Annotated in this window: 19 protein-coding genes; 2 read left to right on the plus strand and 17 right to left on the minus strand. The window is 44.1% G+C overall.

Translation table 11 applies throughout. The features are described 5' to 3' along the window. Positions 1-132: 132 nt before the first annotated feature. The 3 genes from Nant_RS06530 to Nant_RS06540 all read right to left on the minus strand — a co-directional run bounded on the left by Nant_RS06530 (position 133) and on the right by Nant_RS06540 (position 3,296). Positions 133-1,335, minus strand: a complete 1,203-nt coding sequence (locus Nant_RS06530; RefSeq protein ID WP_054340831.1) for a quaternary amine ABC transporter ATP-binding protein — start codon at positions 1,333-1,335, stop codon at positions 133-135. 10 nt (positions 1,336-1,345) lie between these two features. Further along, positions 1,346-2,227 (minus strand): ABC transporter permease, encoded by an 882-nt coding sequence (locus Nant_RS06535; protein ID WP_054340832.1) that lies wholly within the window; start codon positions 2,225-2,227, stop codon positions 1,346-1,348. A 70-nt stretch (positions 2,228-2,297) separates the two neighbouring features. Further along, positions 2,298-3,296: an ABC transporter substrate-binding protein gene (locus tag Nant_RS06540; protein WP_054340833.1), complete on the minus strand. Its 999-nt coding sequence runs from the start codon at positions 3,294-3,296 to the stop codon at positions 2,298-2,300. 159 nt (positions 3,297-3,455) lie between these two features. On the opposite strand from Nant_RS06540, the gene Nant_RS06545 reads away from it, so the two are divergent. Beyond that, a complete protein-coding gene (locus Nant_RS06545) occupies positions 3,456-3,947 on the plus strand; it encodes a MarR family winged helix-turn-helix transcriptional regulator (protein WP_054340834.1) in 492 nt (163 codons plus the stop codon). Between the two features lie 22 nt (positions 3,948-3,969). Here the strand turns inward: Nant_RS06545 and acpS are convergent, their stop codons facing one another. From acpS to rpoE, 12 genes are all read right to left on the minus strand, one after another. Next, complete coding sequence (gene acpS / locus Nant_RS06550; RefSeq protein WP_054340835.1) at positions 3,970-4,347, minus strand: holo-ACP synthase; 378 nt, start codon at positions 4,345-4,347, stop codon at positions 3,970-3,972. Next, complete coding sequence (gene pdxJ, locus Nant_RS06555; RefSeq protein WP_054340836.1) at positions 4,344-5,117, minus strand: pyridoxine 5'-phosphate synthase; 774 nt, start codon at positions 5,115-5,117, stop codon at positions 4,344-4,346. Before pdxJ ends, acpS begins: the two co-directional genes overlap by 4 nt. A gap of 9 nt (positions 5,118-5,126) precedes the next feature. Further along, on the minus strand, positions 5,127-5,822 hold the full coding sequence (recO, locus tag Nant_RS06560; RefSeq protein WP_054340837.1) for a DNA repair protein RecO: 696 nt from the start codon (positions 5,820-5,822) through the stop codon (positions 5,127-5,129). After that, the gene (gene era, locus Nant_RS06565; RefSeq protein WP_143773565.1) at positions 5,822-6,763 is read right to left on the minus strand and encodes a GTPase Era; all 942 of its coding nucleotides are present in this window, start codon (positions 6,761-6,763) and stop codon (positions 5,822-5,824) included. Before era ends, recO begins: the two co-directional genes overlap by 1 nt. Next, positions 6,760-7,443, minus strand: coding sequence for a ribonuclease III (gene rnc / locus Nant_RS06570; RefSeq protein ID WP_054340838.1), 684 nt, complete (start codon positions 7,441-7,443; stop codon positions 6,760-6,762). Before rnc ends, era begins: the two co-directional genes overlap by 4 nt. Continuing rightward, entirely contained in the window at positions 7,440-7,808 is a 369-nt protein-coding gene (locus Nant_RS06575; protein WP_054340839.1) for a DUF4845 domain-containing protein, read from the minus strand. Before Nant_RS06575 ends, rnc begins: the two co-directional genes overlap by 4 nt. 23 nt (positions 7,809-7,831) lie before the next feature. Then, positions 7,832-8,644: a signal peptidase I gene (lepB, locus tag Nant_RS06580; protein ID WP_054340840.1), complete on the minus strand. Its 813-nt coding sequence runs from the start codon at positions 8,642-8,644 to the stop codon at positions 7,832-7,834. A gap of 9 nt (positions 8,645-8,653) precedes the next feature. Continuing rightward, positions 8,654-10,453 (minus strand): translation elongation factor 4, encoded by a 1,800-nt coding sequence (gene lepA, locus Nant_RS06585; RefSeq protein ID WP_054340841.1) that lies wholly within the window; start codon positions 10,451-10,453, stop codon positions 8,654-8,656. A 165-nt stretch (positions 10,454-10,618) separates the two neighbouring features. Then, positions 10,619-12,031, minus strand: a complete 1,413-nt coding sequence (locus tag Nant_RS06590; protein ID WP_054340842.1) for a DegQ family serine endoprotease — start codon at positions 12,029-12,031, stop codon at positions 10,619-10,621. A 7-nt stretch (positions 12,032-12,038) separates the two neighbouring features. Then, a complete protein-coding gene (locus Nant_RS06595) occupies positions 12,039-12,488 on the minus strand; it encodes a SoxR reducing system RseC family protein (RefSeq protein WP_054340843.1) in 450 nt (149 codons plus the stop codon). Positions 12,489-12,508: 20 nt separating this feature from the next. After that, positions 12,509-13,369, minus strand: coding sequence for a MucB/RseB C-terminal domain-containing protein (locus Nant_RS06600; RefSeq protein ID WP_054340844.1), 861 nt, complete (start codon positions 13,367-13,369; stop codon positions 12,509-12,511). A 48-nt stretch (positions 13,370-13,417) separates the two neighbouring features. Next, on the minus strand, positions 13,418-13,999 hold the full coding sequence (gene rpoE, locus Nant_RS06605; protein WP_143773566.1) for an RNA polymerase sigma factor RpoE: 582 nt from the start codon (positions 13,997-13,999) through the stop codon (positions 13,418-13,420). Positions 14,000-14,361: 362 nt separating this feature from the next. On the opposite strand from rpoE, the gene nadB reads away from it, so the two are divergent. Next, positions 14,362-15,954, plus strand: coding sequence for an L-aspartate oxidase (nadB, locus tag Nant_RS06610; protein ID WP_054340846.1), 1,593 nt, complete (start codon positions 14,362-14,364; stop codon positions 15,952-15,954). On the opposite strand, the gene Nant_RS21255 is transcribed toward nadB, so the two are convergent. Beyond that, on the minus strand, positions 15,935-16,369 hold the full coding sequence (locus tag Nant_RS21255) for a protein YgfX (protein WP_420798925.1): 435 nt from the start codon (positions 16,367-16,369) through the stop codon (positions 15,935-15,937). The two genes, nadB and Nant_RS21255, sit on opposite strands and share 20 nt — an antisense overlap. Next, complete coding sequence (locus tag Nant_RS06615; RefSeq protein ID WP_054340847.1) at positions 16,353-16,607, minus strand: FAD assembly factor SdhE; 255 nt, start codon at positions 16,605-16,607, stop codon at positions 16,353-16,355. Before Nant_RS06615 ends, Nant_RS21255 begins: the two co-directional genes overlap by 17 nt. Between the last annotated feature and the right edge of the window lie 194 nt (positions 16,608-16,801).

The raw sequence follows: 16,801 nt of genomic DNA on the forward strand, positions 1-16,801 counted from the left end.
AGCTGAATTGCTTGTGAATACTTTTAAGGAGCACTTATAACGAGAACTGATAAAGGACGCGGCTGCATTGTGAAAATATCACTGCTACCATTTAGTGAATTGTGCAAAAAATGGCAACAGCGATAGTCGATATTATATTTTTTCTTCTACGTGCTTTTCCGCCCCGCCCAGTATTTCAGCAATATTATGACGCGAGAGTTCACCTTTTAAGTTACCCTCTTCATCCACAACAGGCAGTGGGTAGTCAGCTTCCAGCGTTTCTGGAATAACACTTTCTAACATCGCATCCGGTGAAATAGCCGGTAACTCTTGCCAAATATCGGCGCTCATCTGCTGCGATCCATCATCGCTACATGCTTCCAAAGCATCCAGAGTGACTATGCCCTGATAACCATCATCGTTAACATAATAACCATGGTTACCTTTAAGCGCTTTCATCTGCACCAGCGCTTCGGCAATGGTATCAGCAGTAATCCTTCCAGAAGGTGGTTTCATCACCGTTTCAACGGTGAGCGCTCTGGCGCGATTAACATCCTTAACGAACGCTTCTACATAATCATCCGCAGGATTAAGAAGAATATCTTCTGGTGTCCCCTGTTGAACCATTTCACCATCTTTCAAAATGGCGATACGGTCACCTAATCTGAGTGCTTCATCCAGATCATGCGTAATAAAGATAATCGTTTTATGCAACTTGCCTTGTAGCTCAATCAACTGATCTTGCATTTCGCTACGGATCAACGGATCCAGTGCTGAAAAGGCTTCGTCCATCAAGAGAATTTCGGCATCGGTGCACAAAGCACGTGCCAAGCCAACACGCTGTTGCTGCCCGCCCGATAGTTGCGATGGATATTGCGCCTCATACCCAGCCAGACCAACTGTTTCAAGCCATTCAGTCGCCTTAGCCGTCCATGCCGCTTTACTCTGTCCTTGTACTGCCAGGCCATAGCCCACATTTTCAAGCACGGTTCGGTGCGGCATCAAGCCAAAGCGCTGAAATACCATCGACATTTTATATCGTCTGAATTCCTCCAACTCTTTAGGCGAGAGTTTCATCACGTCAATATTATCGACTCTGATGACGCCTTCGGTCGGGTCAATCAAACGGTTAAAGTGGCGGATCAATGTCGATTTACCAGACCCGGATAGGCCCATAATGACAAAAATCTCCCCTTTATTGATGGTTAAATTAATATCCTTCAAGCCCAAGGTATGGCCCGTTTCGGCAAGGATATCATCTTTCGATCGCCCCTCATGTACCATAGACATGACGGATTTAGGGTTCTTACCGAAGAGTTTGTAAAGACCTTCTATTTGGATCAGTGGTTCAGGCATTATCTATACCTTACATATGTCGTTGAGTTCGTTTTGCATAAGCTTGCGAAACACGATCAAAAATAATGGCGAGTGCAACAATGGCCAGGCCATTAAACAAACCTAATGTGAAGTATTGATTAGTAATCGATTTCAATACCGGCTGTCCTAGCCCTTTCACCCCTATCATAGAAGCAATAACTACCATGGATAACGCCATCATAATCGTCTGGTTGATACCCGCCATAATAGTGGGCATTGCCAGGGGTATTTGAACGCCAAATAATCGCTGAGTAGAACTAGCACCATAAGCCGTAGCTGCTTCCATCACTTCAGAATCAACAAGCCGTATTCCTAAGTTAGTCAAACGAATAACCGGAGGAATGGCATAAATAATAACGGCTATGACGCCCGGAATCTTACCTATACCCAGCAGCATCACGACCGGTATCAGATACACGAATGCTGGCATCGTCTGCATAATATCCAACAACGGCGTAATGACGCTGCGTGCTCTGTCTGAGCGTGCCATGACAATACCGATAGGAATACCTAAGGCTATGGCTAATAAGGTACAGACAGTGATGATACTCAGGGTCTCCATGGTGTGTTCCCACATACCAAAATAACCGATAGCAAGGAACGATAGGACGACACTCAATGATAGCTTCCAGGAGCGGCTCGCCAGATAAACCAAGGCTGTCAACGTGATGATAACTATCCACCACGGCGTTGTGAGTAATAGTTTTTCGAACCACACCAAAAAAGTAAGCAAGGGGTCAAAAAAAGATTCAATGACTTCCCCGTATTCTCTGGAAAATTCGCGATAGGCACTATCCAGACCCTTACGAATCGCAAGTAGGTCTACACGATCCATCTCGGGGAACTCTTTTAACCATGACGATTCAGCCATGCGGGTACCTCTAAAGATCAAACAAGACAAAAAAAGAAACGGTCAGCAAAGGCTGACCGAATCATCAAAACTACAGGTTATCCAATGCTGCTTCCACTTTTGCAGCAACCTCTGCAGGAACCCACTGCATCCAGTCATCTTTGTTATTAACCAGGTAATATTCCATCGCTATATCACCCGTCGCCTGATTGTCTTCCATCCAGGCAAGTAGTTCGTTCATCTGGCTATTTTTAAATGAACGTTTAGACAAATAGTCAAAAACAGCTGGTGATGCAGCAGCAAATTTTTCTGTTGTCAGGGTTTGTACTAAAGATGGCGGATACATAGTCACTTTAGGTTCAAGACAGTTTTCAGCTGACGTGCAGCTCGTAAACTCATCCTTATCTATGCCTGAACCAAAATCGACTTTGACCATTTTATATTTACCCAACACCGCCGTAGGTGCCCAGTAATAGCCAAACCACGCTTCCTTACGCTCATAAGCTTTAGCAATGGAACCGGATAAACCAGCACCCGAACCCGGGTCAATCAAATCAAATCCTGCTTCTTCAAGATTCAGGGCTTTATATAAGTTTCCTGATGAAATCTGACAGTTCCAACCAGCCGGACAGCCATAGAAGCCTGACCGTTCAGGATCTTCAGGATGCGTAAACAGAGCAGCGTTCTTGATAATGCCTTCAATCGTTGCCAGGCTCGGGTCTTTATCAACCATGTACTGTGGAACCCAGAAACCTTCTTCTCCACCATCAGACAGGGATTTCCCAGCAAAACGTAAGCGTTTTTCAGCAACCCCTTTATCCAACGCATCCTTCATTGCATTGCTCCACATCTCCGGAGCAATGTCAGGTTCACCCTTTTCAATCATGGCGGTACCTGTTGGCATCGTATCACCTGGTACGAGTTCAGCATCACAGCCATAACCATGTTCAAGAATGAAACGGTCAACATTGGCGATCAAACTAGCTGAACTCCAGTTCATATCTGCAATGGTGACTTTTCCACAGGTGTTATCAGCCTGCACAAAAGTACTCGCAATCAACAACGGTACGGCTATCAAAAATGACTTCATATAATTTCCCACTTCCTAGATTTGTCTCTATAAGGTAACATAACTTACACGTCTAATCATTAGAGTTCAAATTAATTAAGCTCTTGTGAAACATTATCGCACCTTGTGAAACAAGATTATTTTTATATAATGTTATACTTTGATTTCTTGGAATCGACAATGAATAACACTCCGTATTGGCAAGAAGTCTTAATTTCGCTTCGTCGCATTATTCGCTGCACAGATATGCAATCTAAACGAATCATGAAAAGTTCGGGGCTTACCATCCCTCAAGTCATGGTGCTACGCGCTATCAATCTTTTGGGTGATGTTACTGTAAAAAAAATCTCAGATGATGTATCTCTCAGCCAGGCAACGGTGACGATTATTCTTAATCGTCTGGAAGACCGTCTACTGATAGAGCGTGTAAGAAGTAAGAAAGATCGACGTATTGTCAATGCTCGTCTGACGGACATAGGCAAGACAACATTAACAACAGCGCCGCCTTTGCTTCATGAAGAGTTTATTAAACAATTTGAAAACCTGGATGATGAGAAACAGGTGACACTTGTAGCATCGCTGCAACAAGTGGCAACCATGATGAGTGCAGAGTCGTTAGATGCCGCCCCTCTACTTGATATAGCAGCGCTCACCAAAGACAGACTTGAGTAAAAAAACAGCGCTGCAGTTTAGCTCAGACGGATTCTGCGATGGCAAAAGCAACCACGTAATCTTGTTCATCACTATATGAAATATGTATTTTTATAATGCCCTGCCGCTGCGCATGTTCTTCAGCACCCGCAGACAGCCTTACTTCAGGTTTGCCCATTGAGTTATTAACAACTTCTATATGCTGCCAGCTCACTCCGCGCCCTATTCCTGTACCCAGCGCTTTAACAACGGCTTCTTTAGCAGCAAAACGCTTGGCAAAAAAACGTTCAGGGATAGTTGACTGTTCGAAAGAATCTAACTCGCTGGGCGTTAGCACACGCTTTGCTATACCCGGGGTGCGCTGAAGTGCAGCACGGGCACGCTCCATCTGAAGAATGTCCGTACCAATACCCTGGATCATCTTGTTAAAGCATCTCGCTGTAACTGCACCCGTGCTTGCGCTGCTGACATCAATTGCCGCATCTCAACAACAGCTTCTTTCAAACCGACAAACACGGCTCTGGCAATAATTCCGTGACCTATATTGAGTTCATTCAGCTGTGGGATTTCAGCGATCTGTTCAACATTATGATAATGCAAACCATGACCCGCATTAACAATTAAGCCTCGTTCATACGCATAAGCTGCCGCTTGTTTAATACGTGCCAGCTCATACTTTTGCTGGACTGCTGTTTCTGCATCAGCATAAGCACCAGTATGCAGTTCAATGACAGGCGCACCGCACGCGATGGTAGCATCTATCTGAGCATTGTCCGGATCAATGAAAAGCGAAACTTCAATACCATTAGCAGCCAGGCGTTGTGTAGCCGACCTTATTTTTTCTAACTGACCGACAACATCTAGACCACCTTCGGTAGTGAGCTCTTCGCGTTTTTCAGGCACTAAACAACAATGCTTTGGCTTGATTTCTGAGGCAATCACAATCATCTCTTCCGTCACTGCCATTTCAAAATTCATGCGGGTTTGCAATGTCTCTTTCAACAAGTAGATATCACGATCCTGAATATGCCGACGATCTTCCCTCAGATGTACCGTAATACCGTCGGCACCGGCTTCCTCAGCCAAAGCAGCGGCCAATACAGTATCAGGGTAACGCGTACCGCGTGCCTGACGAAGTGTTGCCACATGATCAATATTGATACCTAATAATAGACGGCTTGGCTCAATCACGGTTTTTCCTCATTTTTTCTGAAATAGTGCCCGGCTATGGAGTGGCCGGCCAGCAAGTAGATGGTCAATAGCAAGTCGCATCAATCTCTTAGCCGACTGTCGCAGCTGGGGCGTATCATAGCAATCCTGGTCGATGGCAAGAAGATCCTTACCATGAAAACAGCGATTACGATTTGTCTCCGTAATATTAACCACCGCCTTGAAGCGCCAGTTTTCTGTATCAAAATAATAAACTGTCTGGTCTGAAACCAAATCCAATGCTAACCCATAGCCGGTTTCGGCCAGTAAATGGTGCTCAAAGGTACGCAAAGCACCTTCAATATCATGACCCGCAATCAATTCATTTAATACATATTGATAATAAACATAAAGATGAGGATGCGCATCATAGGGTGAAAGTAAACGCTGCATCATTTCATTGACATACAGACCGCATATCAATGCTCTACCGTTCAGTATGCCATTCATTCCAACTGATTCAGCCTGTATCAGCGTTTTCAGCTCTTGCCGGCCACGTAAAGAAACCTGTAATGGAATGAAAGGCTGGAGTACACCACGCAGTTTTGAACCCGGGCGGCGCATCCCTTTAACAACAGCAGTGATTCTTCCCTGCTCCAGTGTAAAGAAATCAACCAGAGCGCTGGTTTCTAAATAAGGACGTGAATGAAGAACGTAGGCTGCTTGTTCATCAACCTTGTAATTCATTATTCGCCAAGATTATAACCCAAGCTACGTAATGCACGTTCATCATCAGCCCAACCACGGCGCACTTTGACCCAAAGCTTCAACATCACTTTGCAATCAAACAGGTGCTCTATATCGAGACGCGCATCCCGACCAATGGTTTTCATTCGATCGCCCTTGTCACCGATGATGATTTTCTTCTGCCCATCCCTTTCTACCAGAACCAATGCGCTGATCGTCAAAAGAGATCCGTCATGCACGAACTCTTCAATCTCAACAGTGGCGCCGTAAGGTACCTCGTCGCCCACATTACGCATTAGCTTTTCACGGACGATTTCAGCCACCATAAAACGCGAGCTACGATTCGTCAGCTGATCTTCTGGGTAATGATGTGTACCTTGCGGCATGTAACTGCAGATAAGCTCTTCTAGCTTATCGACATTGGTACCACTCTTTGCTGATACCGGGATAATATTTGAAAAGTCCATTTTTTCGGAAAGCACGCCTAACTGCGGCAATAAAGATGCTTTATCGGCCAGCTGATCTACTTTATTAACGACCAGAATAACAGGGCATTGCGCATGTTTTACCTTCTCCAGAACAAGCTGATCTTCTTCCGTCCACGCCGTTCTGTCGATCATAAAAAGAACCAGATCGACACCCCGCAAAGCCTCTGATGCCGCTTTATTCATATAACGATTCAGGGCTATATTTTGCTCTTTATGCAACCCTGGCGTATCAACAAACATTATTTGCAGATCGTCTATCGTTTTGATGCCAAGAATCTGGTGACGAGTCGTTTGTGGCTTTTTCGATGTAATGCTGAGTTTTTGCCCCAGCATGTAATTCATAAGCGTCGATTTACCCATATTAGGACGCCCAACGATGGCGACAAAACCACAACGCTGATCTTTAGCGTCGGCGTTTTTAGGCTGTATCCAACTTTGCATGTCTTCGCTCATTTTTTCACCTCTTCCAATTGAAGAAGCGCGTGCTTAGCAGCTTCCTGTTCCGCTTGTCGGCGGCTATTTCCTATGCCTTCGGTGGGTTCATCCAACGGCTGTATATGACACAGAATAAAGAAAGTTTGTTCGTGCGCTTCACCCTCGACCCTCGTCAAATTATAATCAGGCAAAGACAAGCGGCGGGATTGCAGATACTCCTGCAGACGTGTTTTAGAGTCTTTTAATGCTTCGTCAATATCAAGCTTATTCAGACGTTCTTCAAACCAGCCAAGAATAAATCCGCGAACAATTTCTAGATCACTATCGAGATAAATAGCACCAATTAACGCTTCGACGCTATCGGCTAAAATTGAATCCCGACGAAAACCACCGCTTTTCAATTCACCTGGACCCAGGCGTAAATAGTCACCAAGCTTTAATTCGCGGCCAATTTCGGCCAACGTTTCACCTTTAACCATGCTAGCCCGCAAACGGCTCAACTGCCCTTCTCGGGCTTTAGGAAAACGTTGAAAGAGGTCATCAGCTATAACAAAATTAACAATGGAGTCACCTAAAAATTCCAGGCGTTCATTGTTTTTTTTCCCACAACTTCGATGCGTCAGAGCTAGTTCGCAAAAAGCCGGATCATTAAAGGTATAACCAAGACGGCGTGTTAGATCAGGTATGGATTTAATCAAGGTACCACTGCTTCGTAATATTCAGAAAATTTTATAACGGCATCAACATTAAAAAACATGGGGAGCCGAACTTCATATTTGAGGTTAAATTTCAATAATCCCTTATCATTAACAATGACTAACGCATCCTGTGTAGGCAAGTTGACCTGATTAATATACAGACGCTTATTAATATCAGCTCTAATGGTGGGAATTGGCTTGCGTAATTCATCATAGTCTTGCGTTACATTTTCTATGACCGATTTAATCGTCAAATGATTCAGATAAGGTTGATAGATCTTAAACGCTGTTGCCAGCAAGGTACCTGCCATCATTAGCACAATGAGCATACTGAAGAACGAAGCACCTTTTTCCTGTTTATACATTATTCGCTACCACCTTTAACTTGTTAGCGGATTGCACGCATCGCAGTAACGTCTGGGAGACTAAAGAAAGTAGGCCAGTGCATCCACACCGCAAAAGCTTTGCCGACCAACATCTCATCGGGAACAAACCCCCAATAACGACTATCATTACTATTATCACGGTTATCACCCATAACAAAATAATGTCCTGCAGGTACGCTCCACTCACCTACTCTATTGGGAGCTTGTACCTTATTATAGATTTCATGAGTCACTTCGCCCAATGTTTCATTATATAATAAGGTTTCTGGTGCTCTTGGTGGTAATTTTGCCAATAACTCCTGCATCTGTGGCTGTCCGTTTACATAAACGATTTTATCCTGATACCGAATAATATCTCCAGGCAGACCAACCACACGTTTAATATAGTTGACCGAAGGATCCTTAGGGTACTTAAAGACCACAACATCACCACGATCAGGATCGTTAACGGGTACAATTTTAGTGCCTAATACCGGCAACCGAAGCCCGTAGTGATATTTACTCACTAAAATAAAGTCCCCAATCTGTAATGTTGGCAACATAGAACCTGAAGGTATCTGAAACGGTTCTACTAAAAACGATCGCACCACAAGAACAACAGCAAGCACTGGAAACATCGATTTAGAAAAATCTGCCCACCATGACATACGGGTAACCGTGTCTGCCGCTTCTTCCGGCAAACGTCCACCGGCCACCTGTTCTGCTGCAGATAAGGTCGCTTTCCGGCTGCCTGCAAACAACAGCGTATCAGCGAGCCAGGCGACACCTGTAATAAATGTTGCAAGTACCAGGACAAGCGCAAAATCAAAGTTCATTGTTTTTCCTTAACTATCCATTTTCAATACGGCCAGGAAAGCTTCCTGAGGGATATCAACACTGCCCACACGTTTCATGCGTTTTTTACCTTCTTTCTGTTTCTGCAGCAGTTTCTTCTTACGACTAACGTCACCACCATAGCATTTAGCGATAACATTTTTACGTAATGCTTTAACTGATGTGCGTGCGATGATTTTTCCACCTATTGCCGCTTGAATGGCCACATCAAACATTTGACGAGGTATAAGTTCTTTCATCTTTTCGCATAACATACGACCCCGGTATGGCGCGTTCTCTTTATGTAGGATCAACGCCAGCGCATCTACTTTTTCGCTATTGATCAACACATCCATACGAACTAAAGACGCAGCTTCAAAACGTATAAAATTGTATTCAAGTGAGGCATAACCCCGACTTACAGATTTCAAACGATCAAAGAAATCCAGTACAACCTCAGCCATAGGCAACTCGTAAGTCACCTGTACTTGCTGTCCTATGAACTGCAGATTTTTTTGAACACCGCGTTTTTCAACACATAAACCAATAACCTGTCCCAAATAGGTATTCGGCACAAGAATATTAGCTAGCACAATAGGCTCTCTCATCTCTTGGACGCGGGCAGGATCTGGCAATTTTGAAGGACTATCAATCTGAATCACATCGCCGGTATTCAACACGATCTCATAGATTACTGTCGGGGCTGTCGTAATCAGATCAAGATCGTATTCACGCTCAAGACGCTCTTGAACGATTTCCATATGAAGCATGCCAAGGAAGCCACAACGAAAACCAAAGCCCAGCGCATCAGAGGTTTCTGGTTCAAAGAACAGCGAAGCGTCATTCAATGTTAGCTTATCAAGTGCGTCGCGAAAATCCTGATAGTCATCAGAACTCGTAGGAAAAAGACCCGCATATACTTGTGGCTGCACCTTTTTAAACCCTGGCAGAGACTCAACATCAGGGGTTTTTGCATGCGTTATCGTGTCTCCCACCGGAGCACCGTGAATATCCTTAATACCGGCAACAAGATAGCCAACCTCGCCTGCTTTCAGCACGCCGGTTTCTTTTCTTTTCGGAGTAAAAATGCCGACAGAATCAATCTGCTGAGTTCGCCCTGTCGACTTAATTAGAATTTTATCTTTCTTACGCAAGGTGCCATTTTTTACACGTACCAGTGAGACTACCCCAAGGTAGTTATCAAACCAGGAGTCGATGATCAATGCCTGGAGCGGAGCATTAACATCCCCCTCTGGTGCAGGAATAGTGACAATTAATGCTTCAAGAACGTCCATAACGCCCATACCACTTTTTGCTGAGCACGCAATAGCATCGGTTGCATCAATACCAATGACTTCTTCAATTTCATGACGTACACGCTCAGGTTCAGCCTGAGGCAAATCCATTTTATTCAGAACGGGTAATACTTCCAACCCTTGTTCTAAGGCGGTATAACAGTTAGCAACTGACTGAGCCTCCACTCCTTGCGCTGCATCTACGACTAGCAATGCCCCTTCACACGCCGCAAGTGAACGCGATACTTCATAGGAAAAATCGACATGTCCTGGTGTGTCGATGAAGTTCAACTGATATGTTTTGCCATCTTTAGAAGTGAAATCTAACGTAACACTCTGTGCTTTGATGGTAATACCACGTTCTTTTTCCAGCTCCATAGAGTCAAGAACCTGCGCCTGCATCTCGCGCGCTTCCAGACCGCCACATGTCTGAATGAATCGATCGGCCAATGTGGATTTACCATGGTCGATATGGGCAATAATGGAAAAATTGCGGATGTGCTCGATCTTACTCACGATAATTAATTCTCAGCGCTGATAGCAATTGACGAAGCTTACAAAAAAGGCGCAAGTTTAACGTATTTATGGAGTTTCGGCTATCCTAACCAACCGAATAACACAATCACCTGCGGATACAAAAACACCCCGTAAGGGGTGCTTCAGCTTAACCTGCTTACAGTTTTATTCTTTACTGAGTTTCAGTGGAATAAATAGTGGACTTCCTCTACGCACAATACGCATAGGCACAGCACGCCCGGGTGGCAGATTATCAACAATTTCTGCGAACTGTTTGACCGTTTCTATTCGCTTCCCATTCAGCATAGTAATCACATCACCAGAGACCAATCCGGCATTGGCACCAGCGCCTGGTGACACTTTATGAATAACAACGCCATTATGAAGATTCCATTTATCGCGCTGCTGGCTCGTTAATTCAGAAATCATTATGTTCAAACGATTATTTTCAGGCTCAGGCAACGCACGCTTGGATGTTTTGACAGGCTGATCGCCGTCAGACAACGTGCCAATGTTTACCCATACTTTCTTCTCTGTACCATTTCTGATCACATCCAGCTTAACGTTACTACCCGGCAGCACGCGGCCTACCTGATGCGGCAAGTCAGAGGACAGGATTATTGGCTGCCCATCAAACTTAATAATAATATCGCCCTCATGCAAACCGGCCTCTTCTGCCGGACTCTCTGCAAGGACTTTAGCAACTAAAGCACCTGCTGGCTTATCAAGTCCAAAAGACTCGGCTAGATCCTTGTTAACTTCTTGAATCACAACCCCCAACCAACCTCGGGTCACAAAACCATCAGATCTCAGCTGTTTAGATACATTCATAGCCACATCGATAGGGATGGCAAACGACAACCCCATAAAACCACCGGAGCGCGTGTAGATCTGAGAGTTAATGCCTACCACTTCACCATTCAGGTTGAATAATGGCCCTCCCGAATTACCCGGATTAATAGCTACATCTGTTTGAATGAATGGAACGTAAGTCTCGTTCTCCAATGCACGCCCTGTCGCGCTTACGATACCTGCCGTCACCGTATGGTCAAATCCAAAAGGCGAACCTATCGCCAACACCCATTCACCCGCTTCAAGCTTCGACGAATCACCGGTTTTAGCAACAGGTAAATCCTGTGCATCAATTTTCAAAAGAGCGATATCTGAACGTTCATCAGATCCGACAACAACGGCTTCGAGTTCACGCCGATCATTTAAGCGCACCAATACTTGGTCAGCACCTTTAACCACATGGTGATTTGTCAGAATATAGCCATCAGTGCTAATAATAAAGCCGGAACCTAATGACTGAGGCGCTTTGTGAGGGGGCGCATCCGGAGCTTGATTTTGATCAGGAAATCGGAAAAAATGACGGAAGATTTCAGGAATTTCTTCACCATTCGGGCCCTTAAAATCAAAACCAGAAATAGATGGGTGGGATATTTTTTGTATCGTACTAATATTGACCACAGCGGGCGCGGCCTGTTTAATTAAATCTTTAAAGTTGGGTAACTCCGCTTTAACTGATGACACTGCAGTCGCCAACAAAAAAACAGACGCGATCACAAAACGCTTCATGATTTAACTACCCCTTCATTAATGATGAAATTCTAAGTAACACAGGCTTATACTGAGACCGTCGCTCAAGCTGCCGACTCAAGAGCTTCGCTCCGAGAAAGCCCGCCAAAAGCCCTATAAATGAAAATACAATAATAAATAATTCTGATGTTACAAAAGACTGGGCAACCCCGCCAAATACGATCATCAAAACTAATGGCAGCAAATACATCAGTGCTGATGCCTTCAGAAAACTACCTTCATCTATACCTACAATTACATTATCTCCTGACTTCACCAGGAGATGGCCAGGATTATCAATTTCAATTCGAGCCATTTTAGAAGACGCCCATTCTGAAATAGCCTTCTGCCCACAGCTTTGTTTAGACTGACACTGTCCACAGGCAGAAGTCCTTGACGACTCAATCAAAACTGCACCTACAAATACATCAACAACAGTGGCATGCTCTTCGATCATATATCTTCTATCATATAAAGTTACCGAACAGCCCTAACCGATGCAGCAATGCGATCTGCTATCATAAGAGGAATATCACCCACGACAGTTACGAAACAATTCTCTTTGGCTCGACCCACAGCAACAATATTGTTTGATTGCACCACTCCTGCAGGTACACTTTGACGCCCTAATGGTTCAACACTGATTGAAACCGAGTGTTTACCATCGCTGAACATCATCACTTCAGCATGCGGCATTACCTCATGACGCACAGAGGCGTAACCTTCTGGCAACCAATCAGTTTGCCAGGCAGGTTGAGTTGAACTGAGCAAATGACGGTGTTGATCAATATACCGATTAAGTCCCTGCGACAATCTTATAACTTCAGGTTCCCCAGCGACTGATGCGGTGTTTTTTTGTACGGGAAAACTATTATACTGAGCCCGCACAAAATCTTTCGAAGCCTGTACGCTAGGAATAGTATATGTCTGGCGTAATGAGGAGTCGACTGACGAATCCTGCATAAACTGCTGCCCTCCCAGAATAACAAAAGCCGTAACCGAAGCGGCCATAGCCATGCTCATCAACGGCTTCCACCAAACGTGTGGTTCAATGGCCCCTGCTTCTGACAACCCCGAAGTATCAGCAATCGTTTCAGCGGCCTCATTATCTAAGGCTATCCGGACTCTTGATACAAAATCACTACTATCTTCATACTGACTTACTTCAGCACCATGCATCACTCTCTGAGCTAAGTGGTATCGTTGCCATTTACCGAGAGAAATCTCATCATTAAGAGATGACTCTTTTTGAACGCGTCCTAACATTCGGCGTAACTCAAAAGATGAAACTTCACTATCCATTGCCGCCGAAAGCGACTCGTAAGACTCATCGCTCATATTTATACCCTCATCATTTCACTTTCAAATAATGTACTGATAACAACACTACATCAGTGACGCTATCTCTTTATCGATTGCTTCTCTCGCTCTAAAAATGCGAGACCTAACTGTGCCCACAGGACAACCCATTACTAATGCGATATCCTCATAGCTCATTCCATCAAATTCGCGCAAGGTCAAAGCCGAACGTAAATCCTGCGGCAACTGATCCAGAGCTTTTTTAACAACAGATTCTAACTCGTCTCTTAATAGACTATTTTCAGGGTTCTCAAGTTCCCTTAATTCATTGCCTCCATTAAAATATTCAGCATCTGCCACATCAATATCGACATCAGGAGGTCTTCGACCTCTTGAAACAAGATGGTTTTTTGCTGTATTAATAGCAATTCTGTATAACCAAGTGTAAAAAGCACTGTCACCTCTAAAACGTGGCAATGCTCGATAAGCTTTTATAAAAGCTTCCTGCGCAATATCCATCGCTTCATGGTGGTCGTACACATAACGGCCGACTAAACCAATAATTTTGTGCTGATACTTACCAACAAGGAGATCAAAGGCGCGCTTATCTCCGGCCTGAACCCTCTCTACCAACTGCTGGTCAATATCCGTCTGGCTCTCACTCGACACCACTAATCCCTATCACCATTAAGAACAAAACACTATCCGGAACTCACGGATACTAATAACAGCGCAGTATGTGACTGAACACTACTGAAATGCAACCTTTGAGAGCACTTCAGATATGATCGGTTTAATAAAAAATAGTTCAGCTTTAATACGATTAAAATGAAATCTGTGCACAGACAGCCAATCCAACTCTGCTGCTTTACCGCTTGCCATGCGCAGCTTTACATCCACTCTTTAAATTATGGGTATTATCCAATATGTCAGGAATTGTAAGTTCACGCAAAGCTCTGAAAATATATAACGGTAACAAAAAGAAATCGGCATAATAGAAGACTTAATAAAGTTCAGCGGTATATATCGGAATGCAACAGGAATTTGATGTACTTATCATCGGTAGCGGGGCTGCAGGCCTCTCTCTAGCTTTGCGCCTGGCCGCATCATCTGCTCAGGTCGCGGTACTTAGCAAAGGAAGCTTAACTAGCGGCTCTACATGGCTAGCTCAAGGAGGTATTGCGGCTGTTCTTGATGAGGAGGATCTAATCGAGGATCACGTTTCCGATACACTCACTGCTGGCGCTCATTTAAGTCACAATAATACCGTAGAGTTCACAGTAAAAAATGGACGGCAATCGATAGAATGGCTTATTGAACAAGGAGTTCCGTTCACTCGCGAAGGTGAGCGTTACCACCTGACGAAAGAAGGGGGCCACTCGCATCGCCGCATTATACATGCTGCCGATGCAACGGGTCGTGCTGTTCAAGACACGTTAATTAAACGGGCAAAAGAGCACAGTTCCATTCATCTTTTTGAGCACTGTACAGCGGTAGATTTAATTACCAGAAGAAAGCTTAAGCTTGCAAAAAATCGCTGTTTAGGCGCTTATGTACTCGACTCTGAAACAGGTCATGTCAATGTCTTTAAAGCAAAATTTATTGTTTTAGCGACAGGGGGCGCATCCAAAGCATACCTTTATACCAGCAACTCTGACGGGGCGAGTGGAGATGGTATTGCCATGGCATGGCGAGCTGGATGCCGCATTGCCAATATGGAGTTTAATCAGTTTCATCCAACCTGCCTTTATCATCCACAAGCGAAATCTTTTCTGATTACCGAAGCGGTCCGGGGCGAAGGAGGAAAACTACTGCTTCCTGACGGAACACGTTTTATGGATAAGTTTGATAACAGAAGTGAATTAGCACCCAGGGACATTGTCGCCAGAGCCATTGATCATGAAATGAAACGCCTAGGCAGCGACTGCCTCTATCTGGATATCTCCGATAAACCCAAAGACTTTATCCTCGAACATTTCCCCACCATTTATGAACGCTGCCTCACTCTTGGTATTGATATAAGCGTAGACCCTATTCCGGTAGTTCCTGCAGCACACTATACCTGTGGCGGAGTTATGACAAATGAGCAAGGACGTTCAGATTTAAATGCTTTGTATGCTATTGGTGAAACATCGTTTACCGGGCTACATGGCGCTAATAGGCTTGCATCAAATTCATTATTGGAATGCCTTGTCTTTGCGGCATCTGCCGCAGACGACATACTTCTTCGCCTAAATGAAACCCCCGAAGCAGCCGACATTCCGGAGTGGGATGAGTCTCAAGTCACAGACTCGGATGAAGATGTCATTATTTCGCACAACTGGGCGGAACTCAGGCGCTTCATGTGGGACTATGTTGGTATCGTAAGAACCAACAAACGGTTACAAAGAGCCAAGCATCGGGTAGATTTATTACAGCAGGAAATTACAGAATATTATTCAAACTACAAAGTTAGTAAAGACTTACTAGAGTTACGAAATCTTGCATTAGTCTCTGACTTGATTATTCGTTCTGCCTCCTTACGCAAAGAAAGCCGAGGGCTACACTACACTCTCGATTATCCAAAACAAGGACCCGAACCAAGAGACACTATATTAACCCCAATTAATTACGAGTGGCCGTAGAGGCTAACTCCATTTTCCCCAGCTGCAATGCAATTTTTAAACGTCTGTATTCACTTTGTGAAACAGAGTCTGGGAACACAGATATTGATACAGTTTTTCCAGACTCAATTTTAACCTTGAAGGCACATAGCCCAGGCAACAAATGAATACTTACTATTTCATTAACAAGCACCCACTCCATATTCGAACACAATATTTTCATTGAACGCCGATCCAGATCCCATACAAGACGTATGACGACTAACGGATCAGAGTAAGTTAACGCCAAACAAACAACCACCCCAACAGAAAGTAGTAACCAGACTAAAGACAAATTTGAATAAACCAACGCAAAAAATGCTACACACAAGCACCCTTGATGAAACCATCTGAAATGACGTGATGGCTTGATGGCTAAATCAAGAAGGCTGAACACGATCTAATATAATACGAACGATTTTATGAAGGTCAGGATCAACTGGGATTTCGCGCTCCATCAGCCATAGAAACAAATCCTGGTCCTCACAAGCTAAAAGTTTTACAAATCGATCTTTATCTTCCTCAGGTAAATCTCTGAAAGCATCCTGAACAAAAGGAACAAACAAAAGATCTAGTTCTAACATACCGCGACGGCTTTGCCACGTCAGACGACGAATATCAACTTCTGAATACATATCAACTCAAATATATAGTTTTATAGAGCAGGTATTTAACAACAATATAAGCAATTTAAGAAGCGTGTTTCATCATTTACTGCTATTTAATTATCATGCCGTTGGTTATTTTCAGCAGTGCTCTGCTTTCACTTCCTACCCAAACGCTAAGTTCCAGACATAAAAAAACCCTGACCGTTACCGGTCAGGGTTAT

Origin of the sequence: Neptunomonas antarctica, assembly GCF_001305295.1 — a bacterium.
Classification (GTDB): domain Bacteria; phylum Pseudomonadota; class Gammaproteobacteria; order Pseudomonadales; family Balneatricaceae; genus Neptunomonas; species Neptunomonas antarctica.